This is a genomic window from Pseudomonas sp. MYb2, assembly GCF_002979955.1.
GTDB lineage: Bacteria > Pseudomonadota > Gammaproteobacteria > Pseudomonadales > Pseudomonadaceae > Aquipseudomonas.
In genome coordinates, this window is sequence record NZ_PCQC01000024.1 from 27,904 (window position 1) to 51,949 (window position 24,046).

24 protein-coding genes are annotated in these 24,046 nt (G+C 59.8%); 10 read left to right on the forward strand and 14 right to left on the reverse strand.

The features are described 5' to 3' along the window. Positions 1 to 117 precede the first annotated feature (117 nt). On the forward strand, positions 118 to 306 hold the full coding sequence (locus CQ009_RS26800; RefSeq protein ID WP_007917473.1) for a hypothetical protein: 189 nt from the start codon (positions 118 to 120) through the stop codon (positions 304 to 306). A 70-nt stretch (positions 307 to 376) separates the two neighbouring features. On the opposite strand, the gene CQ009_RS26805 is transcribed toward CQ009_RS26800, so the two are convergent. The 8 genes from CQ009_RS26805 to CQ009_RS26840 form a co-directional block, all read right to left on the reverse strand. Then, positions 377 to 919: a DUF2058 domain-containing protein gene (locus CQ009_RS26805; RefSeq protein WP_064391592.1), complete on the reverse strand. Its 543-nt coding sequence runs from the start codon at positions 917 to 919 to the stop codon at positions 377 to 379. Between the two features lie 25 nt (positions 920 to 944). Then, on the reverse strand, positions 945 to 1,778 hold the full coding sequence (gene mazG, locus CQ009_RS26810) for a nucleoside triphosphate pyrophosphohydrolase (protein WP_105709208.1): 834 nt from the start codon (positions 1,776 to 1,778) through the stop codon (positions 945 to 947). Positions 1,779 to 1,905: 127 nt separating this feature from the next. Then, positions 1,906 to 4,149 carry a GTP diphosphokinase gene (gene relA, locus CQ009_RS26815; RefSeq protein WP_064391594.1) on the reverse strand — a complete coding sequence of 748 codons (2,244 nt, stop codon included), beginning with the start codon at positions 4,147 to 4,149 and terminating at the stop codon, positions 1,906 to 1,908. Positions 4,150 to 4,250: 101 nt separating this feature from the next. Beyond that, a complete protein-coding gene (rlmD, locus tag CQ009_RS26820; protein ID WP_064391596.1) occupies positions 4,251 to 5,627 on the reverse strand; it encodes a 23S rRNA (uracil(1939)-C(5))-methyltransferase RlmD in 1,377 nt (458 codons plus the stop codon). After that, complete coding sequence (cysM, locus tag CQ009_RS26825; protein ID WP_177431020.1) at positions 5,627 to 6,529, reverse strand: cysteine synthase CysM; 903 nt, start codon at positions 6,527 to 6,529, stop codon at positions 5,627 to 5,629. The genes rlmD and cysM overlap by 1 nt, the downstream gene beginning before the upstream one ends. A gap of 107 nt (positions 6,530 to 6,636) precedes the next feature. Continuing rightward, complete coding sequence (locus CQ009_RS26830) at positions 6,637 to 7,662, reverse strand: YhcG family protein (RefSeq protein ID WP_064391600.1); 1,026 nt, start codon at positions 7,660 to 7,662, stop codon at positions 6,637 to 6,639. A 184-nt stretch (positions 7,663 to 7,846) separates the two neighbouring features. Next, positions 7,847 to 9,271, reverse strand: a complete 1,425-nt coding sequence (locus tag CQ009_RS26835) for a sensor histidine kinase (RefSeq protein ID WP_105709210.1) — start codon at positions 9,269 to 9,271, stop codon at positions 7,847 to 7,849. Continuing rightward, positions 9,258 to 9,980 carry a response regulator transcription factor gene (locus CQ009_RS26840; RefSeq protein WP_105709211.1) on the reverse strand — a complete coding sequence of 241 codons (723 nt, stop codon included), beginning with the start codon at positions 9,978 to 9,980 and terminating at the stop codon, positions 9,258 to 9,260. The genes CQ009_RS26835 and CQ009_RS26840 overlap by 14 nt, the downstream gene beginning before the upstream one ends. Positions 9,981 to 10,199: 219 nt before the next feature. On the opposite strand from CQ009_RS26840, the gene CQ009_RS26845 reads away from it, so the two are divergent. Both CQ009_RS26845 and CQ009_RS26850 read left to right on the forward strand, forming a co-directional pair. Then, on the forward strand, positions 10,200 to 12,953 hold the full coding sequence (locus CQ009_RS26845) for a response regulator (protein WP_105709230.1): 2,754 nt from the start codon (positions 10,200 to 10,202) through the stop codon (positions 12,951 to 12,953). 83 nt (positions 12,954 to 13,036) lie between these two features. After that, complete coding sequence (locus CQ009_RS26850; RefSeq protein WP_105709212.1) at positions 13,037 to 14,026, forward strand: 2-hydroxyacid dehydrogenase; 990 nt, start codon at positions 13,037 to 13,039, stop codon at positions 14,024 to 14,026. 12 nt (positions 14,027 to 14,038) lie between these two features. Here CQ009_RS26850 and CQ009_RS26855 read toward each other — a convergent pair whose 3' ends face one another. Then, on the reverse strand, positions 14,039 to 14,524 hold the full coding sequence (locus CQ009_RS26855; protein ID WP_105709213.1) for a hypothetical protein: 486 nt from the start codon (positions 14,522 to 14,524) through the stop codon (positions 14,039 to 14,041). A 134-nt stretch (positions 14,525 to 14,658) separates the two neighbouring features. On the opposite strand from CQ009_RS26855, the gene CQ009_RS26860 reads away from it, so the two are divergent. Continuing rightward, on the forward strand, positions 14,659 to 15,093 hold the full coding sequence (locus tag CQ009_RS26860) for a hypothetical protein (RefSeq protein WP_105709214.1): 435 nt from the start codon (positions 14,659 to 14,661) through the stop codon (positions 15,091 to 15,093). After that, complete coding sequence (locus CQ009_RS26865; RefSeq protein WP_064391610.1) at positions 15,093 to 15,497, forward strand: META domain-containing protein; 405 nt, start codon at positions 15,093 to 15,095, stop codon at positions 15,495 to 15,497. The genes CQ009_RS26860 and CQ009_RS26865 overlap by 1 nt, the downstream gene beginning before the upstream one ends. 294 nt (positions 15,498 to 15,791) lie before the next feature. Here CQ009_RS26865 and CQ009_RS26870 read toward each other — a convergent pair whose 3' ends face one another. Continuing rightward, positions 15,792 to 16,259, reverse strand: coding sequence for a TlpA disulfide reductase family protein (locus CQ009_RS26870; protein WP_105709215.1), 468 nt, complete (start codon positions 16,257 to 16,259; stop codon positions 15,792 to 15,794). A 113-nt stretch (positions 16,260 to 16,372) separates the two neighbouring features. Between CQ009_RS26870 and arsC the strand changes: the two genes are divergently transcribed. From arsC to CQ009_RS26885, 3 genes are read left to right on the forward strand one after another with little or no spacing between them, the layout of a single operon-like run. After that, on the forward strand, positions 16,373 to 16,726 hold the full coding sequence (gene arsC / locus CQ009_RS26875) for an arsenate reductase (glutaredoxin) (protein WP_064391614.1): 354 nt from the start codon (positions 16,373 to 16,375) through the stop codon (positions 16,724 to 16,726). Then, the gene (gene wrbA / locus CQ009_RS26880) at positions 16,723 to 17,319 is read left to right on the forward strand and encodes an NAD(P)H:quinone oxidoreductase (RefSeq protein ID WP_105709216.1); all 597 of its coding nucleotides are present in this window, start codon (positions 16,723 to 16,725) and stop codon (positions 17,317 to 17,319) included. Before arsC ends, wrbA begins: the two co-directional genes overlap by 4 nt. Positions 17,320 to 17,321: 2 nt before the next feature. Next, on the forward strand, positions 17,322 to 17,747 hold the full coding sequence (locus CQ009_RS26885) for a DUF2069 domain-containing protein (RefSeq protein WP_105709217.1): 426 nt from the start codon (positions 17,322 to 17,324) through the stop codon (positions 17,745 to 17,747). Positions 17,748 to 17,895: 148 nt separating this feature from the next. Here CQ009_RS26885 and CQ009_RS26890 read toward each other — a convergent pair whose 3' ends face one another. Then, positions 17,896 to 18,570 carry a DNA-3-methyladenine glycosylase I gene (locus CQ009_RS26890; protein WP_105709218.1) on the reverse strand — a complete coding sequence of 225 codons (675 nt, stop codon included), beginning with the start codon at positions 18,568 to 18,570 and terminating at the stop codon, positions 17,896 to 17,898. A 136-nt stretch (positions 18,571 to 18,706) separates the two neighbouring features. Beyond that, positions 18,707 to 19,531, reverse strand: coding sequence for a tRNA 2-thiocytidine(32) synthetase TtcA (gene ttcA, locus CQ009_RS26895; protein ID WP_064391621.1), 825 nt, complete (start codon positions 19,529 to 19,531; stop codon positions 18,707 to 18,709). Between the two features lie 385 nt (positions 19,532 to 19,916). On the opposite strand from ttcA, the gene CQ009_RS26900 reads away from it, so the two are divergent. Both CQ009_RS26900 and CQ009_RS26905 read left to right on the forward strand, forming a co-directional pair. Continuing rightward, the gene (locus CQ009_RS26900; RefSeq protein ID WP_053122787.1) at positions 19,917 to 20,519 is read left to right on the forward strand and encodes a Yip1 family protein; all 603 of its coding nucleotides are present in this window, start codon (positions 19,917 to 19,919) and stop codon (positions 20,517 to 20,519) included. Between the two features lie 127 nt (positions 20,520 to 20,646). Further along, positions 20,647 to 21,141, forward strand: a complete 495-nt coding sequence (locus CQ009_RS26905) for a SprT family zinc-dependent metalloprotease (RefSeq protein ID WP_064391623.1) — start codon at positions 20,647 to 20,649, stop codon at positions 21,139 to 21,141. A gap of 109 nt (positions 21,142 to 21,250) precedes the next feature. On the opposite strand, the gene CQ009_RS26910 is transcribed toward CQ009_RS26905, so the two are convergent. Together CQ009_RS26910 and CQ009_RS26915 are read right to left on the reverse strand one after the other, a co-directional pair. After that, positions 21,251 to 22,432 carry a CaiB/BaiF CoA-transferase family protein gene (locus CQ009_RS26910; RefSeq protein ID WP_105709219.1) on the reverse strand — a complete coding sequence of 394 codons (1,182 nt, stop codon included), beginning with the start codon at positions 22,430 to 22,432 and terminating at the stop codon, positions 21,251 to 21,253. 145 nt (positions 22,433 to 22,577) lie between these two features. Beyond that, complete coding sequence (locus tag CQ009_RS26915; RefSeq protein ID WP_007917521.1) at positions 22,578 to 23,912, reverse strand: dicarboxylate/amino acid:cation symporter; 1,335 nt, start codon at positions 23,910 to 23,912, stop codon at positions 22,578 to 22,580. Between the last annotated feature and the right edge of the window lie 134 nt (positions 23,913 to 24,046).

The following is a 24,046-nucleotide window of genomic DNA, read 5'->3' on the forward strand; positions in this document are numbered from 1 at the left end:
GCAAAAAACGCAACAACACCTTGCACAAATCAGCCGTTTACTTAGCAAGCTAACAAATCATATAACAGAGTCCTGCACACGCCTTGCTGCAGATAACTTGAGATTTGGAGCTAGCAGATGACTGTAAAAGTAACTGAACGCGACGATTCACACATGTCCCACGAAGGCGTAGCCGCCGGTATCCGCATTTGGGATGTGCATCAACAAGACTTGCTGGTCGGCATGTTCCACAACGAGATCGATGCCCACAACTATAAGGCCGAGCTGGAAGTGCAAGAACAGCAACGTGATCTGAAATCCGCCTGATTCAACCACAGCATTGAAAACGACAAACCCCGCCATGAGCGGGGTTTGTCGTTGTTACAGCTTTATCGGTTTACCACATCAGATCATCAGGGATCTGATACGCCGCGTACGGATCGTCCTCGGTGCTGACCTCTTCGGTCTGCACATTGAGCTGAACGATACGTTGCGGATCGCGCTCCTGGATCTTCAGGGCCGCTTCACGCGGAATCACTTCGTAACCACCGGCATGGTGGACGATCGCCAGCGAACCGCTGCTGAGCTTGTTGCGCATCAGCGTGTTGACCGAGAGGCGCTTGACCTTCTTGTCGTCGACGAAGTTGTAGTAGTCCTCGGTCGTCAGCTTCGGCAGACGCGAAACTTCGATCAACTGCTTGACCTGCGCCGCACGCGCCTTGGCCTCGGCTTTCTCTTTCTGCTGACGGTTCAGTTCCTGATCGCGCTTGACCTTCTCGGCCATGGCTTCCTGGGCAGCACGCTGCTGCGAGTCGTCCAGTTCGATCTGGCCTTTATGCGCCAGACGTTGCTGCTTCTGCTTGTCCTTGCTGACCTGCTTGGCCTGCTTTTGGTTGACCAGACCTGCTTTGAGCAACTGGTCGCGAAGGGAAATACTCATCGGGCTTACTCACTTGGGCAGTTGCTCAGCCGCAGCTGGGCGCATTCTTTTCCTGACGTTTGGCTTCGCCCCACAGGGCGTCCAACTCTTCGAGGGTGCAATCTTCTATGGGACGGTGGGTGTCGCGCAATGCCTGTTCGATAAATCGGAAACGTCTTTCAAACTTGCCGTTGGCACCACGCAGCGCGGTTTCCGGATCGACCTTCAGATGCCGGGCCAGATTGACCACGGAAAACAGCAGGTCGCCGATCTCGTCGGCCACGGCAACGGGATCGTTTTCCGACATGGCTTCGAGGACTTCATCGAGCTCTTCGCGCACTTTGTCGAGCACCGGCAAGGCATCCGGCCAGTCGAAACCGACCTGCCCTGCGCGTTTCTGCAACTTGGCCGAACGCGACAATGCCGGCAGTGTGGCCGGCACATCATCGAGCAATGACAGCTGCTCGGGCGCGGCGGATTTCTCGGCGCGCTCTTCGGCTTTAATCTCTTCCCAGCGCTGCTTGACCTGCTCTTCACTCAAGCGCGGCACGTCGAGCGGCGCGTACAGATCGCCAGTCGGAAAGACATGAGGGTGACGACGGATCAGCTTGCGGGTGATGCTGTCGATCACCCCGGCAAATTCGAAACGCCCTTCTTCCTTGGCCAACTGGCTGTAATACACCACCTGGAACAGCAGATCGCCCAACTCGCCCTGTAGATGATCGAAGTCGCCACGTTCGATGGCGTCGGCCACTTCGTAAGCTTCTTCGAGGGTGTGCGGAACGATGGTCGCGTAGGTTTGCTTGATGTCCCACGGGCAACCGTACTGCGGATCGCGCAGACGGCTCATGAGGTGGAGCAGGTCTTCAAGGCTGTACATCATATTTCTGTCTCACCACAAAACCACTGTGGGAGCGAGCCTGCTCGCGATAGCGGTGTATCAGTCACCATTAATGCTGACTGACACGGCCTCATCGCGAGCAGGCTCACTCCTACATTGGTCATCTTCAAGGCGTACGGTTACGCCGCGTTTCGATGATGTTCGGCAACTGCGAAATCCGCCCGAGCAATCGTCCCAGCGCATCCAGACCCGGGATCTCGATGGTCAGGGACATCAGCGCGGTGTTGTCCTCCTTGTTCGAGCGGGTGTTGACCGCCAGCACGTTGATCCGCTCGTTGAGCAGCACTTGCGACACATCACGCAGCAGACCGGAACGGTCGTAGGCGCGAATGATGATGTCCACCGGATAGGTGAGCACCGGCACCGGGCCCCAGCTGACCTGAATGATCCGCTCTGGCTCACGCCCGCCCAGTTGCAGCACCGAGGCGCAGTCCTGACGGTGAATGCTCACGCCACGGCCCTGAGTGATGTAACCGACGATCGCATCGCCCGGCAGCGGCTGGCAGCAGCCGGCCATTTGCGTCATCAGGTTGCCGACGCCCTGGATCTGAATGTCGCCGCGCTTGCCCGGTTTGTAGCCGGTGGCTTTGCGCGGGATCAGCTCCAGCTGTTCGTTGCCGCGTTCCGGCTCGACCAGTTGCTGCGCGAGGTTGACCAATTGCGCCAGACGCAAGTCGCCGGCTCCGAGGGCGGCGAACATGTCTTCGGCGGTTTTCATGTTGGCCTTGTCGGCCAGCTTGTCGAAGTCCACCGCAGGCAGACCGAGGCGCGTCAGTTCGCGTTCGATCAGGGTTTTACCAGCGGCAACGTTCTGGTCGCGCGCCTGCAATTTGAACCAGTGGACGATCTTCGCCCGCGCCCGCGAGGTGGTGACATAACCGAGGTTGGAGTTCAGCCAGTCGCGGCTCGGCGTACCGTGCTTGCTGGTGATGATCTCGACCTGCTCACCGGTCTGCAGGCTGTAGTTGAGCGGGACGATGCGCCCGTTGATCTTCGCGCCACGGCAGTTGTGACCGATTTCGGTGTGCACGCGGTAGGCGAAGTCCAGCGGCGTTGCGCCTTTCGGCAAGTCGATGGCGTGGCCGTCGGGGGTGAAGATGTACACCCGATCCGGTTCGATATCGACACGCAGCTGTTCCGCCAGACCGCCGATGTCGCCCAGCTCTTCGTGCCACTCGAGCACCTGACGCAGCCAGGAGATTTTCTCTTCGTAGTGATTCGAACCGGATTTGACGTCGGTGCCCTTGTAGCGCCAGTGCGCGCAGACACCGAGTTCGGCTTCTTCGTGCATCGAGTGCGTACGAATCTGCACCTCAAGCACCTTACCCTCAGGGCCGATCACCGCGGTGTGCAGCGAGCGGTAGCCGTTCTCTTTCGGGTTGGCGATGTAGTCGTCGAATTCCTTCGGGATGTGCCGCCACAAGGTGTGGACGATGCCCAGCGCGGTGTAGCAGTCGCGCATTTCCGGCACCAGCACACGCACCGCACGCACGTCGTAGATCTGGCTGAATTCCAGACCCTTGCGCTGCATTTTGCGCCAGATCGAATAGATGTGTTTGGCCCGGCCGCTGATGTCGGCGTCGACGCCGGTGGCCTGCAACTCGTCCTTGAGCTGGGTCATCACGTCGGCGATGAAACGCTCACGATCCAGCCGTCGCTCGTGGAGCAACTTGGCGATCTGTTTGTATTGATCCGGCTCCAGGTAACGGAAGGACAAGTCCTCCAGCTCCCATTTGATATGACCGATACCGAGGCGATGTGCGAGCGGCGCATAAATGTCGAACACTTCCCGGGCGACACGGTTACGTTTTTCGTCGTCAGCGGTTTTCACCGCACGAATCGCGCAGGTACGTTCGGCCAGTTTGATCAACGCAACGCGAACGTCATCGACCATCGCCACGAGCATCTTGCGCAGGTTTTCCACCTGCCCTTGCGTGCCCATCACCATCGACTGACGCGGACTGAGGCTGGCGCTGATCGCAGCCATGCGCTGCACGCCGTCAATCAGCTTGGCGACCACCGGGCCGAAGCGCTGGCCGATGGCCGCGAGTTCGATCTGGCCTTCGCGTACGCCGCGATACAGGACCGCCGCGACCAGCGAATCCTGATCGAGCTTGAGGTCGGCGAGAATCTCGGCGATTTCCAGGCCAGTACTGAAACTGCCGGAGCCTTCGGCCCACAGATTCTTCTTGGCATTGGACTGTTGTTCGGCCTCGCGAGCGAACTCGCAGGCTTCTTTCAAGGCTTCGCGATCCAGTGCCAGATCGACACTGACCGCGTGATCGAGCCAAGCCTCGAGATTGATACTGCCGTCAGTGTTGATCGGCTGGTGTGCTCTCACCTGTACCATCTTGCTTTACCTTCCCTACGACGCAGATTCAATGCGTCAAATCGCTGACCTCTACGGTCCGTTTGCGCTCGCGGGGCCGATGCGAGCACTGCGCGGACAGGTCAGACGGATTCAGACGAGCCATCCTGGCTCGCTTCAAATAACGCCATGGCCTCGACATGTGCCGTCTGAGGAAACATATCGAGAATCCCGGCACGTTTTAACCGGTAGCCCTGCTTGATCAATTCGACCGTATCGCGCGCCAGCGTTGCCGGATTGCACGACACATACACCAACCGTTTGGCACCCAGGCTCGCCAGCTTGCGTACTACCTCGAAAGCACCGTCACGTGGTGGGTCCAAGAGTACCGCAGAAAAGCCGTTTCCGATCCACTGGGCATCGGTCAAAGGCTGGGATAAATCGGCTTGAAAAAACTTTGTGTTATGCAAATTGTTACTGGCGGCGTTGGCTTCAGCGCGATCGACCATGGTCTGCACACCTTCCACCGCGACCACTTCGCGCACGGTTTTGGCCAGCGGCAAAGCGAAGTTGCCCAAGCCGCAGAACAGATCCAGCACGCGCTCGTCGCGGCCCGGTTTCAGCCATTCCAGCGCCTGCGCCACCATGGCTTCGTTGACACCGGCGTTGACCTGGATGAAATCCCCCGGCCGATACGCCAGGTCCAGATCCCACTGCTCCAGGCGATAGCCCAGCGACTGGGTTCGATCGACCGGTTGTGGCTCGCCTTCGCCATGCAGCCACAATTGCGCTTCATGAAACTCGCAGAAATCCTTGAGGATGGTCAGATCCGCTTCGGACAAGGGCGCCATATGCCGCAGCAGCACCGCCAGCGACGAACCGCTGAACAACTCGACATGCCCCAGCGCCTGCGGTTTGCTCAAGCGACGGAGCATCTCCGGCAAGCGGGTCATGATCGGTTGCAAGGGCTGTACCAGCACCGGGCATTCGCTGATCGCGACAATGTCCTGGCTGCCGGCGGCGCGGAAACCGACTTCGAGGTTCTTCGCTTTCATGTCCCAGCGCACGGCAATCCGAGCACGACGGCGATAGCCAAATTCCGGACCGGTCAGCGGTGCGGCCCACTCTTCAGGTTCGACAGCGGCAACCCGCGACAGTTGTTCGGCGAGCATGCGCTGTTTCAGGGCAAGCTGTTCGTCGTGGGGCAAATGCTGAACGCTGCAACCGCCGCAGCGGCCGGCATGCTGACACGGTGCCGGGCGGCGCAGTTCGCTGGCCTTGAACACGCGCTCGGTGCGCGCCTCGACCACTTTGCCGTGGGCGCCGAGCACCCGCGCTTCGACCTCTTCACCGGCAAGGGCGCCAAGGACGAACCAGGTTTTGCCTTCGAAAAACGCGATGCCGCGACCGTCATTGGCCAGGCGCTCGATGTTCAAGCGCTGCTTTTTGCCGGTCGGGATTTGCGGTGCCTTGCTGCCGCCTGTGGGCTGGAAGCGCAGGCCTCTCTCGTGCTTGGCCATCAGTTGGGTGCGTCGAAAATGCCGGTCGACAGGTAACGGTCGCCACGGTCGCAGATGATCGCGACGATCACCGCGTTTTCAAGTTCTTTGGACAGGCGCAGCATCGCTGCCACCGCACCGCCCGAAGACACGCCACAGAAGATGCCTTCTTCGCGGGCCAGACGACGGGTGACGTCCTCGGCCTCGCTTTGCGCCATGTCGACAATACGGTCGACGCGCTCGGCCTGATAAATCTTCGGCAGGTATTCTTGCGGCCAGCGGCGGATGCCGGGAATGGCCGAGCCTTCCATCGGTTGCAGACCGACGATCTGCACGTTGTCGCTCTGCTCTTTCAAGTAGCGCGAAACGCCCATGATGGTGCCGGTGGTGCCCATCGAACTGACGAAATGGGTGATGGAGCCCTGGGTCTGACGCCAGATTTCCGGACCGGTGGTGGTGTAGTGCGCCTCAGGATTGTCGCCATTGGCGAACTGATCGAGCACCTTGCCACGGCCTTCGGCCTCCATGCGCTGCGCGAGGTCGCGGGCGCCTTCCATGCCTTCTTCCTGACTGACCAGAATCAGCTCGGCGCCATAAGCGGTCATTGCCGCTTTGCGCTCGGCGCTGGAGTTGTCGGGCATGATCAGGATCATCTTGTAACCCTTGATGGCGGCGGCCATGGCCAGGGCGATCCCGGTGTTGCCCGAGGTCGCTTCGATCAGCGTATCGCCGGCATGGATCTGCCCGCGCAACTCGGCGCGAGTGATCATCGACAGCGCCGGACGGTCCTTGACCGAACCCGCCGGGTTATTCCCTTCGAGCTTGAGCAACAGGGTGTTGCTGGTGGCACCGGGCAGGCGCTGCAAACGCACCAGCGGAGTGTTGCCGACGCAATCGGCGATGGTTGGGTACTGCAGGGTCATGGCGTATTCGCAATCCAGACGTGCGGGGGCGCCTATCATACCGGCAAACCCGCGCAGGCCATATCACGCAAAGTGCGGTGCTTATGGTTTATGGGAATAAGCAGCGGTTAGTCGCTATTTTCTGCTGGCGCCGTATCCATTGCATAAAACTCATGCAACTTGGCCTGCAGCAACTGCTTATCCGGCAGACAGGTTTGATATTGCGCTATCAATGCGGGCGAAAGACTGCGATTGAGGGCGTACTCGACGACCTCATCTTCCTTGCTTGCACACAGCAGGACACCGATGGCCGGACTTTCGTGAGGCTTGCGGACATTGCGATCCAGCGCCTCCAGATAGAAATCCAGCTTACCGAGGTATTCCGGCTCAAAACGGCCGACCTTGAGTTCAATGGCTACAAGGCAGTTTAGCCCTCGGTGGAAGAACAGAAGATCGAGAGAGAAATCCCGGCCACCGACCTGCAGTGGATATTCGGAACCGACAAAGCAGAAGTCGCGACCGAGCTCAATAAGGAACGCCTTGAGACGTGAAAGAAGCCCCTGGTGCAGATCGGTTTCGGAATGAGCAGCGGGCAAGTCGAGAAATTCGACCATGTAGGAATCGCGGAATATCTCGAGAGCTTCGGGATGATTTTGTTTCAGTGCGGCGGAGGCTTTTGCAGGATCGGTGACGCTTCGCTCAAACAAAGCAGACTTGAATTGGCGTTCCAGTTCGCGCTTCGACCACTGTTCCTGAACGGCCATTCGCAGGTAGAACCCACGCTCTTCCGGGTGTTTGCTTTGGCTCAAAATGATCATGTTATGAGTCCACGGCAATTGTCTCACCAGTGGTGAGACAATTGGATCATCCCGATAGGTTTCATAAAACTGGCGCATTCGGAACAGATTTGGTCGGGTGAACCCACGCAAGCCCGGTTGGGTATACGCCAGATGTGCGGCCAGTTGAGTTATGACCGAATCGCCCCACTCCGCCTGCTCAATCTTACGACTGATATGCGCCCCCACCTGCCAATAAAGCTCAATCAGCTGTGTATTGACCGCTTGCATGGCCTTATGTCTGGAACTGTGAATCAACGCGAGCACTTCGTTGAAACGTTCGCCATCCGGGTTGCCAGTAACGCTGGATACAGTCATGCGCAATTCCTTGAAGATCAGGTGAAGCACGAGCCTAACCCCTTCAGGAAGCTTGAAATGACCGCCGATGCAACTTGGGAAATGTCGTACAAAAAAAGGCGAGCGCTCCGGCAAGCCATCAGGATTGGCCACCCGAATGGACTACATCGCGAGCAGGCTCACTCCTACAGGAGATCTGCGTTGATCACACAACCTGCGGCGAACCGAGATCCAATGTGGGAGCGAGCCTGCTCGCGAAGGCGTCAGTCGGCGCAACGCCATCGTCAGCCACCAACCGCAAATTCAACCGCAACCCCGCCCCGCTATTCTCCGCCCAAATACTTCCGCCCTGACGCTGCACGGCATTGCGCGCGATGCTCAGGCCCAAGCCGAATCCACCGTCGCCGGGCCGCGAGCCGTCGAGGCGGGTGAACGGCGAGAAGATCCGCTCCAGATCCCCTTCCGCTACGCCGCCGCCCTGATCTTCCAGCCACAGATGCCAGAAATCGCCGTCGCGCCGTCCATCCAGTCGCACGACCCCACCCGCAGGCGAATGCCGAATCGCGTTACGCAGAATGTTCTCCAGCGCCTGCGCCAGCGTATTCAGGTTGCCACGCACCCAGCACGACGCCTCGACCGAACACTGCAATTGCAGGCTCGGCCAGCCGCTTTCATAACAGGCGTTGTCCGTGAGCATTTCCCACAGGGCCTGAATCTGGATCGCTTCCTCGGGCAGCGGCGTGCGGTCGGTATCGAGCCAGGCCAGTTGTAAGGTGTCTTCGACCAGCCGTTGCATACCGTCAACTTCACGACCGATGCGCTCGCGCAGTTGCATCAGACCCTGTTCGCTTTCACTGGCGACACGCAAACGGCTCAGCGGCGTGCGCAATTCGTGGGACAGATCACGCAGCAGTTGCTGTTGCAGAGCCACGGTCGATTGCAGGCGCTCGGACATCGAGTCGAATGCCCGCGCCAGCTCTCCAAGCTCATCCGGCCGCTGGGTGATGCCGCTCGACAGGCGCACATTCAACTGGTCGGCGCGCCAAGCGTTGGCCTGTTCACGCAAGTTGTTCAGCGGCACTACCAGAAGACGATAGAGACCGACGCACAGCAGCAAAGTGAACAACCCCGGAATCACGCCGTTGGTGATGACGCGCCAGAACAGCCGATATTTACCCGGCAGAAATCGCTCGGGCAATTCGATCACCAGGCTGCCGGCGGACGGCTCTTTGGGAAAAGGTATGCGCAGCCACGGCCGGTTCTGTTTGTGGATCGGCCAGTCAAGACCGCGCAAGAACGTCAGGTGCTGGATTTCCTGTTCATTCAGCGGATCGCTGCTCAGCGACTGCAAGTTGCCACCGATGACGCCGACCCAACTGGCTTCACGCAACTCCATGCTCTGCAACCAGTCATCGACCCCGCTGCGGCCGCCGTGCTGCCACGCCTGTTCCGCTTGCGCGGCATAACGACTGAGCGTGCCCCGCGCTTCGTCGGAGAGGAACTGGTTGCGCTCCTCCATATAACGGCCCCACGACCAGCTCAACCAGATCATCAGCAGACAGAACGCGACCAGCAGAAACGCCAATTTCCAGAACAGCGAATGCCGCCCCGGCAGTTCAGAGCGTTTCATCGGCCGCGCTCAGAACGTAACCCTTGCCCCACACGGTGCGCACTTCACGCTCGGTGTAACCGATGGCTTTCAGTTTGCGGCGGATCTGGCTGATGTGCATGTCGAGGCTGCGGTCGTGGGCCGCGTAGCCGCGCTGTAAAACGTGCTGATAAAGGAAGGCTTTGCTCAGTACTTCCTCGTCATTGCGATTGAGGGTTTCCAGTAAACGGAACTCGCTGCGGGTCAGCCCGGCGGCTTGCTCGCCGAACAGCACATCGCACCGTTCATCGTCGAACCGCAGCGTACCGGCCGCCACGGGCGCCGCCAGCGATGCCGGGCGCCGATCCAGCGCGACCCGGCGCAGGATCGCTTCGATGCGTACATGCAGCTCGGCCATGCTGAACGGTTTGGGCAGATAGTCGTCGGCGCCCAGACGGAAACCGCTGATGCGATCCGCCTCGGCACCGAGAGCCGACATCAATAGCACCGGCGTCGAATGGCTCTGGCGCAATTGCGTCAGTACGTTCAAACCGTCCATGCCCGGCAACAGAATATCCATCAGTACCACGTCGAACGGCTGGCGCCTGGCGATGCTCAGACCTTCCTGGCCGTTCTGGCACCAGGTCACCTGAAAGCCGCTGCGACCCAGATGTTCGTGAACATAGGCGCCGAGAACCGGATCGTCCTCAATGGAAAGTATGCGTGGCTGGGCAGCGGAAACAGGAGTCATGACTATCTGCAAGTAATTCTCAGTTAAGGGCGATTATTCAAGATTGCCGGGCATCGGGCAACCCAAGGATGTCCTATCGGACCAACGAGCCTCTGCGCCCTGAACCGACCCGAGCGCATTTTTCCGGAGATTGCCTGCGAGCAAATCGCTACACTGCGCGAATGTCGCGTGCCGGATGCACGCATGAGTCAACAGTTCAGCGGGATGCAGGAGATAGGTGTGCTCAAGAAACTGGGAATCAAAGGTCGCGTGTTGTTGCTGACCTTGTTGCCGACCAGCCTGATGGCGCTAGTGCTCGGTGGTTATTTCACCTGGGCGCAGCAGTCCGACTTGCAGACCCAGTTGATGCAGCGCGGCGAAATGATCGCCGAGCAACTGGCCCCGCTGGTGGCGCCGGCCATGGGCCACGGCAACAATGAATTGCTCGAGCGCATCGCCACCCAGTCCCTCGAACAACCGGACGTGCGCGCCGTCACTTTCCTTGCGCCGGATCGCTCGCCGCTGGCCCACGCCGGCCCGACCATGCTCAATCAGGCACCGACTGGCGACAGCGCGCAATTGCAACGGCGCAGCGGCAATGACGCGACGCGCTACCTGATGCCGGTGTTCGGCAAGCACCGTAATCTCGCCGGAGAACTGATCCCCGAAGAATCCGATCGTCTGCTCGGTTGGGTGGAACTGGAGCTGTCGCACAACGGCATGCTGCTGCGCGGTTATCGCAGTCTGTTTGCCAGCCTGTTGCTGATCGCCGCCGGTCTTGCCGGAGCGGCGTTGCTGGCGTTGCGCATGGGCCGCACCATCAACCGCCCGCTGAGCCAGATCAAACAGGCCGTCGCACAACTCAAGGACGGCCACCTGGAAACCCGTCTGCCGCCGCTCGGCAGTCAGGAGCTGGATGAGCTGGCGTCGGGCATCAACCGTATGGCCGGAACGTTACAGAACGCTCGCGAAGAACTGCAGCACAGCGTCGATCAGGCCACCGAAGACGTCCGGCAGAATCTGGAAACCATCGAGATCCAGAACATCGAACTGGATCTGGCGCGTAAAGAGGCACTGGAAGCCAGCCGGATCAAATCCGAATTTCTTGCCAACATGAGCCACGAGATCCGCACGCCGCTCAACGGCATTCTCGGCTTCACCCATCTATTGCAGAAAAGCGAGTTGACCCCGCGCCAGCTCGACTATCTGGGCACCATCGAAAAATCCGCCGACAGCCTGTTAGGCATTATCAACGAGATCCTCGACTTCTCGAAAATCGAGGCCGGCAAACTGGTGCTCGACCATATTCCGTTCAACCTGCGTGACCTGCTGCAAGACACCCTGACCATTCTTGCCCCCGCCGCTCACGCCAAGCAGTTGGAACTGGTCAGCCTGGTGTACCGCGACACGCCGCTGTCGCTGGTCGGTGATCCGCTGCGCCTCAAGCAGATCCTCACCAACCTGGTCAGCAACGCGATCAAGTTCACTCGCGAAGGCACCATCGTCGCCCGCGCGATGCTTGAAGAAGAACACGAAGACAGCGTGCAACTGCGCATCAGCATTCAGGACACCGGCATCGGTCTGTCGAATCAGGATGTCCGTGCGCTGTTCCAAGCTTTCAGTCAGGCCGATAATTCATTGTCGCGCCAACCTGGCGGCACTGGCCTCGGGCTGGTGATTTCCAAGCGCCTGATCGAGCAGATGGGCGGTGAAATCGGTGTCGACAGCACGCCGGGCGAAGGTTCGGAATTCTGGATCAGCCTGAACCTGCCAAAGACCCGCGACGATGCCGAGGACCTGCCTTCGGCGCCGCTGCTCGGACGCCGCGTGGCAGTGCTGGAAAACCACGAACTGGCGCGTCAGGCCCTGCAGCATCAACTGGAAGACTGCGGCCTCGATGTCACCACGTTCAATACCCTCGAAAGCCTGACCAATGGCGTCACCGGCGCGCATCAGACCGATCAGGCGATTGATCTGGCGGTGCTCGGCATCACCAGCAACGACATGCTCCCGGAACGTTTGAACCAGCACATCTGGGACCTCGAACACCTTGGTTGCAAAGTGCTGGTGCTGTGCCCGACCACCGAGCAGACGCTGTTCCATCTCTCGGTACCGAACCCGCATAGCCAGCTCCAGGCCAAACCGGCGTGCACGCGCAAACTGCGCCGCGCGTTGTCGGATCTGGCCAACCCGCGCCAGCCGCGCAATGAGCCGGGCGAACCGCTGTCGAGCCGCGCACCGAAAGTGCTCTGCGTCGACGACAACCCGGCCAACCTGTTGCTGGTGCAGACCCTGCTCGAAGACATGGGCGCCAAGGTTCTCGCCGTGGAAAGCGGCTATGCCGCCGTCAAAGCGGTGCAGAGCGAATCTTTTGACCTGGTGCTGATGGACGTGCAGATGCCGGGTATGGACGGGCGCCAGAGCACCGAAACCATCCGCCAGTGGGAAAGCGAACGGCATTGCACGCCGCTGCCGATTGTCGCCCTCACCGCCCACGCCATGGCCAACGAAAAACGCGCGCTGCTGCAAAGCGGCATGGACGACTACCTGACCAAACCGATCAGCGAACGGCAATTGGCTCAAGTCGTATTGAAATGGACCGGTCTGGCCTTGCGCAATCAAGGGCCGGAGCGCTCCAGCGAAAGCGCCTTGGGCAATCACGAACTGCCGGTGCTCGATCATGAGGAAGGCTTGCGTCTGGCGGCCGGCAAGGCGGATCTGGCGGCAGACATGCTGGCGATGCTGCTCGCCTCACTGGAAGCTGACCGCGAAGCCATCCGTACGGCACGCGACAACCACGACCAGAATGCTCTGCTCGAGCGTGTCCATCGCCTGCATGGCGCGACACGTTACTGTGGTGTGCCGCAGTTGCGCGCAGCCTGCCAACGCAGTGAAACCCTGCTCAAACAAGAGGATCCGAAAGCTTTGATGGCGCTCGATGAACTGGAGCGGGCAATCAATCGTCTGGCCACGCAGGCGAAGATCAGCGCCTGATCCACGGCAATGCCGGCAATACAGCAGGGCGCTACAGTGGTCGCGGGTGATTTGCGCCCGCGTCGATGCTCCAGGAGGATTTCATGCGCACGATCGTTTTCAGCAGCCAGACCTACGACCGCGACAGCTTCCTCGGTGCCGCTTGCCCAAGCGGGATCGAATTGCATTTCCAGCCGGCTCGACTCAGTCTCGACACTGCCGCACTGGCCGACGGCCACGAAGTGGTTTGCGCTTTTATCAACGATGACCTCAGCGCGCCGGTACTGGAGCGCCTGGCCGTTGGCGGCACGCGCCTGATTGCCCTGCGCTCGGCGGGTTTCAACCATGTTGACCTGATCGCGGCCAAACGCCTTGGGCTAAGCGTCGTGCGCGTCCCGGCCTACTCGCCACATGCCGTGGCCGAACATGCTGTCGCGTTGATTCTGGCCCTGAATCGACGTTTGCATCGCGCCTATAACCGCACCCGCGAAGGCGATTTCAGCCTGCACGGTCTGACCGGTTTCGATCTGGTCGGCAAAACCGTCGGCATCGTCGGCACCGGACAGATCGGCGCGACGTTCGCAAAAATCATGCACGGCTTTGGCTGCCAATTGCTGGCTTACGACCCGTATCCGAACCCGGAGGTCGTGGCCTTGGGCGCGCGTTATCTGAGCCTGCCCGAACTGCTTGCGCAATCGCGCATCATCAGCCTGCACTGCCCGCTCAACGAGCACAGTAAACACTTGATCAACCGCGACTCGCTGGCGCACATGCAGACCGGTGCGATGCTGATCAACACCGGACGCGGTGGTCTGGTCGACACGCCGGCGCTGATCGACGCCTTAAAGGACGGGCAGTTGGGTTATCTCGGGCTGGATGTGTACGAAGAAGAGGCGCAGATATTTTTCGAGGACCGCTCCGACCTGCCGTTGCAGGACGACGTGCTGGCACGCTTGCTGACCTTTCCTAACGTGATCATCACCGCGCATCAGGCGTTTCTGACCCATGAAGCACTCGGCGCGATCGCCGCGACCACACTGCACAACATTGCGACCTGGGCGGCAGGTGCACCGCAAAACCAGGTCGAGCGTTGATGGCCTGACGGTTTACTTTGGCGACAGCGTGGACGCCAGGATCAACAGAGCCAGCCAGCCAAAGCCGAAAAAGCGCTGCTTCATCGAGTGCCCGTTGCGCAGCAGAAACCAGACAAAAACCATCGGCAGCAGGAAGATCATGATCTTCAGCCAGCCTTCTACCGGACGACTGCCATCGGCATTGGTCTGCGTTTGAAACGCTGGCGCCGGCTGTTCGACTGGCTGCCGGCGCCGACGCCCCGCCGCTGCCGGCATGACTTTCGGTAACGGCTCCGGCGCAGGAGCTGGTGCCACGGCTTCCGGAACTGCCTTGTTGCGCGGCAGGCTGCCAAAAGAGATCGTCGAAGGCTTAGCAGGCGCAGGTGCCGGTTCTGCTGCCGCGACCGTCTGCGCATGAGCGCGAACGATCTGCTCCGCCATCGGAGCCCCACAATGAATGCACGCCGAGGCTTCGGAACTGATGCTCCGCTTGCATTCATAACATTCGATCAGCGCCATGTTCCGTTCCTTCAGAGTCGAGGGGCGGCAGTTTGCCATGAGCGCCTGTCGATTTGAACCGGATCGAAGGTCGCAAGCGCACATCATTCTGCAATCGAGCCCGTGCTAGCATGTCGCGCATATTTGGAGGACCCATGGTCGAACACGATTTCCGCTACACCCTGATGAACCCGCAACACACCCTCACCGAATGCCGCGCCCTGGTTCCGGGCCGCTATCAGGTCACCGGCAACGGTGGTTCGATCCGCATCGGTGATGTCCTGTTGGTCACCCTCAAAGGCAGCAAGGATTTGTCCATGCGCCTGACCGTCGACACCGTCCGCCACCTGATCAACCCGCCGGGCCAATGGACCGCGATGACCACAGGCCCGGTGTTCGGCGAACTGGCCATCCACACCTGGCAGGTCAACTGCGACAGCTGCGCCAAAGAGCTGAGCTTCGAGTTCGCCGTGGATGCCAAACTCGGCAAAGCCGCCGAGAAACCGGCCGCCACCGCGCGCATCGCCGAGCTGGGCTGGAAAGCCGTCGGCGACAAGCACCTGTGCCCGAAATGCCAGGAGCCGGCATGATGAAACGCCTTGCCCTGGCCGCTCTGGTCGGTGTCGGTTTGGCAGGCTGCGCTGCGGAGCCAGTGCAACTGCAGCAAAACCGCAGCTACATTCTGGAGTGGATCGGCGAACGGCCATTGATGGATTACAGCCACCTGACCATCACCCTCGGTGAAGATGGCCGTGCCTATGGCAACGGTGGCTGCAACCATTGGTTCGCGCCGTACACCCTTGAAGGTGACAAGATCACCTTCGGCAAGATCGGCAAGACCCGCAAGCTCTGCGCTCCGGCGCTGATGGAGCAGGAACAACGCTTCCTGCAGGCGCTGGAACATGTCCAGCGCTGGGACATCTCGCCAATCGAGCAGATGCGCTTCTGGCCGGCTGAAGGCAAGCCGTTGCGCTGGTGGCTGGAAGAGGGTTGAGTCTCAAGACCGCCAAGCCCTCATCGGAACGCCGCCCGCCTAGCCCTCTCCCAGAGGGAGAGGGGACTGATTGGGGGATATTGGAGAGATACGCCGACCTGGAAGGTTTTCGCCGAATCCATAATCGATCGAATCCCGCTCTGGCGACTGCCTAATCGAGCTGATCTGGTTTTGACGAATCCACAATCAACTCGATTTCTCAGGTCGATGTAACTCGCCAGACACCTCGGTCGGCCCCCTCTCCCTACGGGCGGTCCGACGTTTCGGGAGGGCTGGGGTGAGGGGCTTTTGACGTTACTGGGTCGCCTGCAACGCTTCGAGTTTGGCCAGCACCCCCGCCGCCGTCTGCTCACCCATCAACTGCTCACGTACCTTGCCTTTGTTGTCGATGATATACGTCACCGGCAGTGCCTCACTGCGCGGCAACTCGAACAACTCCGCCGGATCCTGCGCCAGCACGGTGAACTTGATGCCGAGTTTCTCGCTCGCCTCTTTCAGTTCCGCGCCCTGCACATTGTCGAAATTGACCCCGAACACACCGACATTCCTGCTTTTGAGCTCATCGGCCAAATGGTTGAGTTCCGGGATTTCGGTTCGGCAAGGACCACACCATTCGGCCCAGTAATTGAGCACCACCCACTGTTTGTCCAGACGTTCGGAGGCGACTTTCTGCCCATTCTGATCGATCCCGTAATCATTGCCGCAGCCCCCCAGCATCAACGCCCCGATAACCGTCAATGCCGCTGCCAATCGCCGTGTCATGTCGTGTTCCTTGTGAAAATTTAAACGCGCCTGCGACCCATCGCCTCTGACAGTTCTGGATTGCGCGCTGCACAGTTAGAATAGCCGCCACTTTACGCCAGAAGCGACCCGCCATGACCGATCTGACGCTTTATCACAATCCGCGCTGCTCGAAATCCCGCGGTGCGCTGGAGCTTCTTGAAGCCCGCGGCCTGACACCAAACGTCGTGCGCTACCTCGAAACCCCATTGAACGCGGCGCAAATCAAGGCCCTGCTCGGCAAACTCGGGATCAGCGCGCGTCAGTTGCTGCGCACCGGAGAAGATGAATACAAAATGCTTCAACTCGCTGATGACAGCCTCGGCGAAGCGCAATTGATCGACGCTATCGCCCAGCACCCCAAGCTGATGGAACGACCGATTCTCGAAGTCGGCAACAAAGCCGTGATCGGGCGTCCGCCGGAAAAAATCCTGGAGTTGCTACCGTGAGCGCGCCTTACATTCTGGTGCTGTATTACAGCCGCAGTGGCTCCACCAACGAGATGGCGCGGCAGATTGCGCGCGGCGTCGAACAGGCCGGCCTCGAAGCGCGCCTGCGCACCGTACCGGCGATCTCCACCGAGTGCGAAGCCGTAGCGCCGGACATTCCGAATGAGGGCGCGCTCTACGCCACGCTCGATGATCTGAAGAACTGTGCCGGCCTGGCGCTGGGCAGCCCGACACGTTTCGGCAACATGGCCGCGCCGCTGAAATACTTTCTCGACGGCACCAGCAACCTGTGGCTGACCGGCGCCCTCGTCGGCAAACCGGCCGGTGTGTTCACCTCTACCGCCAGCCTGCACGGCGGCCAGGAAACCACCCTGCTGTCGATGATGCTGCCGCTGCTGCACCACGGCATGCTGATCACCGGCCTGCCGTACAGCGAATCGGCGCTACTGGAAACCCAGGGTGGCGGCACGCCTTATGGCGCTAGCCACCACGCCGGGGCTGACGGCAAAAGTGGTCTGGATCAGCACGAAGTCGCACTGTGTCGCGCCCTCGGCTTGCGCCTGGCCAAGATTGCGCAAAAACTGGAGGGCTGACAGTGGCGAAGAAGCCGAAGGTTTTGCCTTCCATCGAATGGCTGGAGCCACGAGTAAAAGCGATGCGGGTGGTAAGCCTGCTGAGTTTTTTCGCTCTCGCCGGTTTGCTCGCGGCCTACTACCTGCTGTTCGCCGACCTGCACGGTGCGCGGCCGTGGGTGATTCTGCTGATCGAACTGATCCCATGGATCGTCCTCGCACCGGCGATGATCATGGGCAGCGCCCGTGGCCATTCGTGGATGTGTTTTGTGGTGAATCTGTACTTCATCAAAGGCGCACTGGCGGCGTATGACCCGAACCGACAGTTGTTTGGTGTGCTGGAAATGGTCGCGAGCCTGGCGGTGTTCTGCTCGGCACTGCTGTATGTGCGCTGGCGGTATCAGTTGAATCGCAAGTTGGCTGGCGAGGGGGAAATCTCCGTCGCCTGATGGAAAAAGATCGCAGCCTTCGGCAGCTCCTACATTCGATCGTTCCCACGCTCTGCGTGGGAATGCATCCAGAGACGCTCTGCGTCTCAGGGACGCGGAGCGTCCCGGGCGGCATTCCCACGCGGAGCATGGGAACGATCGGATTGACTCAATGATTGACGGTGTAAGCGAGCATCATCGAAATCTGGCTCATCGGCCGCCCGCCACTCTCTTCATGCCACTGGTTGAACACGTCCTGCACAATCTTCAGATCGCGCAGACTGGTCGGCACCTTGTCGACGATCTTCTGTGCGTTCAGCGCCGCGACCACGTCGTAGCTCGGCACGAAGGTATCCTTGCCGACCATGCGCAAAAAGCGTGGCGCCGACAGTCCGCCCAATTGATGACCGTGCTTTTTCAGGTACGTCCACAGACCGACGATATCGGTCACCGGCCAGTCGGCGATCAGCGCGCCAAAACTGCCCTTCTCTTTCTCGACATCAAGAATGAACTGCGCATTGCGCGGCACGCTTTTCAGTTTGCCGAGATGGCGAATGATTCGCGCATCCTGCATCAGACGCTCAAGGTGCTCGGCGCTCATCAGCACGACTTTTTCCGGGTCGAACTTGAAGAACACTTCTTCGAAGGCCGGCCACTTGGCGTCGACCAGACTGTGCTTGAGGCCGGCACGGAACACGCGCAGGGCCATGGTCGAGAGGTAGCGATCGTCGCTGATCTTGCGCAATTGCGCGGGAGTCTTGGGAACGGGCAGATGGGCTTCCAGTTCAGCCGCCGAACCGAAGCGGTTCAGACAGTATTCGTGCAGCCACTTGTAATCGCGCATGCCCTCTCCTATTGAATGAAGCGAAGAAACCAATGTGGGAGCGAGCCTGCTCGCGAAGTGGGAGTACCAGTCAACAAATTCAGTTGAATGACACACCGCTTTCGCGAGCAGGCTCGCTCCCACATTTGAAATGGGTTTACAGATTGACGATGTTCACAAAGCGCGAAGCTGCGGTCTCGTCGATCTTCAGGCTGGTGAAGTCGAACAGGTTGCGGTCGGCCAGTTGCGACGGGATCACGTTCTGCAGACTGCGGAAGATGCTTTCAGTTCGACCGGGGGTCTTGCGCTCCCAGTCCAGAAGCATTTCCTTGACCACCTGACGCTGCAGGTTTTCCTGCGAACCGCAGAGGTTGCACGGGATGATCGGGAATTCTTTCAAATCCGAGTAAGCCTGAATGTCTTTCTCGTTGCAGTACGCCAACGGACGGATTACCACGTTGCGGCCGTCATCGGCGCGCAGCTTCGGCGGCATCGCCTTGAGGCTGCCGTTGAAGAACATGTTGAGGAAGAACGTCTCGACGATGTCGTCGCGGTGATGACCGAGGGCCATCTTGGTCGCGCCGATTTCGTCGGCGAAGGTGTACAGCGTGCCGCGACGCAGGCGCGAGCACAGCGAGCAAGTGGTCTTGCCTTCCGGAATCAGTTCCTTGACCACCGAGTAAGTGTCTTTCTCGACGATGTGATACTCGACGCCCAGCTCTTTCAGATAGGCCGGCAGCACATGCTCGGGGAAGCCCGGCTGCTTCTGGTCCATGTTCACCGCGACGATCTCGAACTTGATCGGTGCAACCTTCTGCAGGTGCAGCAGCACGTCGAGCATGGTGTAGCTGTCCTTGCCCCCGGACAGGCAGACCATGACCTTGTCGCCGTCTTCAATCATGTTGAAGTCAGCAACCGCTTCGCCGGCCAGGCGGCGCAGGCGCTTTTGCAGTTTGTTCTGGTTGACCGTAAGAGTGCCCATGACGCGAAATCCGTGAGGTGTGACGAAAGGCCGGCATTTTACGCAAAAACCCGGCGTGGGCGAAGCATACCGACCGGTCGCATTCCGAAATGCATATTCATGCAGGAGCTGCCGAAGGCTGCGATCTTTTGATTTTGATGTTTAAAAACAAGATCAAAAGATCGCAGCCTTCGGCAGCTCCTACGGGGGCTCGTCAAGACTGCGCGGCGATTAAGCCACTTGTTTACAGCGCGATTTGCTCTAAGCCCCTAATACCTGTGCGGGTAAGACCTTTCTATACTGCGACATAAGGTCGCACACATCTGAAGACCTGTATTTGCTCGGCCACCTTGGCCCGTAGGCGCTCCGTTGGGGGGCGATGGCAATAACAAGAGGAGTGACTGGCATGATCCATCACGTAGTGGGACTTTTCACCCACCCCGATCAGGAATGGAAGGAAATCCGTGGCGACCAAGAGGAAAGCATCAGCCACATGTACCTGACGCACACGCTGATTCTGGCGGCGATTCCGGCAATCTCGGCGTTCATTGGCACCACCCAGGTCGGCTGGGTGATTGGTAACCGCGCGCCGGTGATGCTCACCGTCGAAAGCGCGATCTGGATGACCGTCATGTCGTACCTGGCGATGCTCGGCGGGGTCGCGGTCATGGGTGCCTTCGTGCACTGGATGGCCCGGACCTATGACGCCAATCCGAGTCTGGCTCGCTGCGTGGCGTTTGCCACTTACACCGCGACACCGTTGTTTGTCGGCGGGCTGGCGGCGCTGTATCCGCATATGTGGCTGGGAATGATCGTCGGCACGGCGGCCATCTGCTACACGGTGTACCTGCTGTACGTGGGCCTGCCGACGTTCATGAATATTCCATCGGACGAAGGCTTCCTGTTTTCCAGCTCAGTGCTGGCCGTGGGTCTGGTGGTGCTGGTCGCCATCATGGCGTTTACCGTGATTGTGTGGGGGCTGGGCGTTGGTCCCGTCTATACCAACTGACTCGCCAGGCTGAATACAGGCCGCCGCAAGGCGGCCTTGTCGTTTCAAGGATGACCATTCGGCAGCTCGACGATTCGCAAGTCCAAGGCGTTGCGGCATACTCGACGTCTCTGGAGATCCATCAAGCATGCCCGAGCAACTCAATACCCGCGTCGAAGACTGTTACCAACTCGCCGAATCCTTTTTCAAACGTTCTTTCCCACGCCCTGTCGTCAGCCTCAAGCTGCGCGGGCAAAAAGCCGGTGTCGCGCATCTGCACGAGAACCTGCTGCGCTTCAACCCGCAGTTGTACCGGGAAAACGCCGAACACTTCCTCAAGCAGACCGTGGCCCACGAAGTCGCGCATCTGATCGCTCATCAGTTGTTTGGCGACCGTATCCAGCCCCATGGCGAGGAGTGGCAACTGATCATGCGCGGGGTTTACGAACTGCCGCCGGATCGGTGCCACACCTACGCAATCAAGCGGCGCAGCGTGACTCGTTACATCTACAAATGCCCGTGCGCCGACAGTGATTTTCCGTTCTCGGCGCAGCGCCATAGTCTGGTACGGCAGGGGCGGCGGTATTTGTGTCGGCGCTGCCGCAGTACCTTGGTGTTCAGTGGTGAGATGCGCGTCGAATGACTCCCTGATCGTTCCCATGCTCCGCGTGGGAACGCCGCCATGGACGCTCCGCGTCCACTGTGACGCAGAGCGTCACGGGATGCATTTCCACGCAGAGCGTGGGAACGAGCTACGCAACTACCTTTAAGGCTCGCAATTCGGCAATCCGCTCAACACTAAACCCCAACTCCCCCAACACCTGATCCGTATGCTGCCCCAACGCCGCGCCAACATGCCGCGGCGCCGGTAACTCCTCGGAAAACCTCAACGGACACGCCATCTGCGCCTGCGTGGTGCCATCCCCGCGCGGCACCTGCGTCACCAGCTCACGCGCCTGCAACTGCGGATGGCGCACCGCCTCTGCCAAGTTCAACACCGGCTCGACACACGCATCGATCCCGGCAAACAACTCGCACAGTTCAGCAAAATCATGCTTTTCAAACTCGACCGTCAGCGCGTATTTCAATTGTCGCTGCTGCTCAGGTTTGGGCGACAACCCCAGCGCCGCCAACTCCGGCCGCCCCAGCGCGGCGCACAGTGGCTGCATGAAGGCCGGCTCCAGACTGCCCACCGACATCCAGCGCCCATCCCGCGAGCGGTAGTAGTCGTAAAAACTGCCGCCATTGAGCATCTGATCTTCCCATCCTGGCTCTGCGCCACAGGCCAGATACCCAGCGCCAGCCATGGCATTCAAACTGAACGCGCAGTCGGTCATGCTCACGTCCAGATGCGTGCCCTGTCCCGTTTGCTGCCGCGCAATCACAGCGGCCAACAAGCCGATCACCCCGTGCAACGAACCACCAGCGACATCCGCCACCTGCATGCCCAGCGGCAGCGGCCCGCTTTCGGCGCGGCCGGTGTAACTGGCCAGCCCCGCCAGTGCCAGATAATTGATGTCATGCCCGGCGCGCTCCTTGTACGGCCCGGTCTGGCCGTAACCGGTGATCGACACGTAGATCAGTTTTGGATTGATCGCTTTCAGTGCTTCGTAACCCAGCCCCAGACGTTCCATCACACCGGGGCGAAACTGCTCGAGAACGATGTCGTAATCGCCGAGCAACTGCTTGACCACTTCCAACGCCTCGGGCTGTTTCAGGTCCAGTGCCAGGCTGCGCTTGTTGCGATTGAGGTAGGCATGACTGGCCGATATTCCGCCATCATGGGGCGGCAATACCCGCAGCAGATCCAGGCGTGTCGGTGATTCGATGCGCAGCACCTCGGCGCCCATGTCCGCCAGCAACAGCGAGGCAAACGGCCCCGGCAACAGCGTCGAGAAATCGAGGATCTTCAGTGAGGCCAGCGGTGCGGACATGGGCGAACTCCTTAAGCGATGCACTCAGCCTAGGCAGCGATGCCGCGCACGGCAATCACCGGAAATGTCAGCGGGTGTGACCGTTACGCTCAAACAACAGGCAAGAAAAAACCCGCCGAAGCGGGTTTTTCCAGGCAAGCAGTGCTTATTTCACATTGCTTGGGGTTGGGCCTTCAGCCACACCCAGGTCGTCTTCTTCACGCTCGTCGGAGATACCGCGACCGCCCGAGGCCAGCTCGGTTTGCAGCTGATCGGTATCCAGTTCCTTGACCCACTTGGCAACCACGATGGTGGCTACCGCGTTACCGACCAGGTTGGTCAGTGCGCGAGCTTCGGACATGAAGCGATCGATACCAAGGATCAGCGCCAGACCGGCCACCGGCAGGTGACCTACCGCCGACAGGGTCGCTGCCAGTACGATGAAGCCCGAACCGGTTACACCGGCAGCGCCTTTGGACGACAGCAGCAGCACCAGCAGCAGAGTGATCTGGTGGGTGATGTCCATGTGGGTGTCGGTCGCCTGAGCGATGAACACGGCCGCCATGGTCAGGTAGATCGAAGTACCGTCGAGGTTGAACGAGTAACCGGTCGGGATCACCAGACCCACTACGGATTTCTTCGCGCCGAGACGCTCCATCTTGATCAGCATGCGTGGCAGTGCCGATTCCGACGAGGATGTACCCAGTACGATCAACAGTTCTTCACGGATGTAACGCACCAGTTTAAACACGCTGAAACCGTGAGCACGGCAGATCGCACCCAGCACCACCACCACGAACAGGATGCAGGTGATGTAGAAGCAGATCATCAACTGGCCCAGTTGCACCAGCGAGCCGACGCCGTAGGCACCGATGGTGAAGGCCATCGCGCCGAAAGCACCCAGCGGCGCCAGTTTCATGATCATGTTGATGATGTTGAACATCACGTGGGCGAAGCGATCGATCATGTCCAGCAGCGGACGACCGTACGAACCCAGGCGATGCAGGGCGTAGCCGAAGATCACCGAGAACATCAGCACTTGCAGGATGTCACCGGTGGCGAACGCGCCGACGATGGTGTTCGGGATTACATTGAGGAGGAAACCGACAATGCTCTGGTCTTTACTGGCCGTCACATAAGTGGCGATTTTCGAGGCGTCCAGGGTGGTGACGTCGATGTGCATGCCGGCGCCCGGTTGCACAACGTTGACCACGATCAGACCGATCAGCAGGGCAATGGTGGAAACGATTTCGAAGTACAGCAGCGCGTAGCCGCCGGTCTTGCCCACGGACTTCATGTTCTGCATGCCGGCGATGCCGCTGACAACGGTACAGAAGATGATCGGGGCGATGACCATTTTGATCAGCTTGATGAACCCGTCACCCAGCGGCTTGAGGGCCACACCGGTCTGAGGATAGAAGTGACCAAGCAGGATGCCGATGGCGATGGCAACGATCACCTGGAAATACAGGGATTTGTACAGTGGCTGACGAGTCGTCATTGCAGGTTTCCTCAAGCGTCCCGCGTGGCAACATCCATCTGTTGGCCGCGAAACCTTAATTGCGAACCCTCCTGCACTGGAGGGATTTGTTGTTGGAGCAGCGTTTTCCATCAGGGCCAAACGCACGCTTCTGT